2 protein-coding genes are annotated in these 627 nt (G+C 67.9%); both read right to left on the reverse strand.

All coding sequences use genetic code 11. From position 1 onward, the window contains the following. Positions 1-227: SDR family NAD(P)-dependent oxidoreductase (locus ST3T6A_RS19440; protein WP_037537873.1), on the reverse strand; the 227-nt coding region annotated here is incomplete at its 3' end. Beyond that, positions 224-627 (reverse strand): 5-deoxy-glucuronate isomerase (locus ST3T6A_RS0106225; RefSeq protein ID WP_019832043.1); only part of this gene is annotated, 404 nt, incomplete at its 5' end. The genes ST3T6A_RS0106225 and ST3T6A_RS19440, both read right to left, overlap by 4 nt.

Here is a 627-nt window from a genome sequence, read left to right on the forward strand (position 1 = left end):
GCATCCACCACGCCCGCCACCGGCGCGATGGTCGAGAGGTCGGCCGACACGATCTCCGCCCGCCGACCCAGCGCGCGGATGTGCGCCGCCGTCTCCTCCGCAGGCGTCCGGCCGACCAGCGCGACGTCGGCGCCCGCCTGCGCCAGCGCCACCGCGATGCCCTGCCCGATGCCGGTGTTGGCCCCTGTCACCGCCGCGACGCGGCTGGTCAGATCGAACGGGCTCATGCGAGCTGGCAGATGTCGAGGACGGTCATGTCGGTATAATCCTGGTTCTCGCCCGCCATCGCCCAGATGAAGGCATAGGCCTTCGTCCCCGAGCCCATGTGGATCGACCAGGGCGGCGAGATCACCGCTTCCTCGTTCGCCATGACGATGTGCCGCATCGCCTCGCCCTCGCCCATGTAGTGGAAGACGCGGTCATTGGGGCCATCCAGCTCGAAGTAGAAATAAATCTCCGAGCGGCGCTCGTGGATGTGCGGCGGCATCGTGTTCCACACCGAGCCCGGCTTCAGCACCGTCAGCCCCATCACGAGCTGCGCCGAATCGCACACGCCCGGAATGACGAGCTGGTAGATCGTCCGCTCGTTCGATTCCTCGAGGCTGCCGCGCTCCAGCGCCTTGGCGT

The organism is Sphingomonas sp. PR090111-T3T-6A, assembly GCF_000383095.1.
Lineage (GTDB): Bacteria > Pseudomonadota > Alphaproteobacteria > Sphingomonadales > Sphingomonadaceae > Solisphingomonas.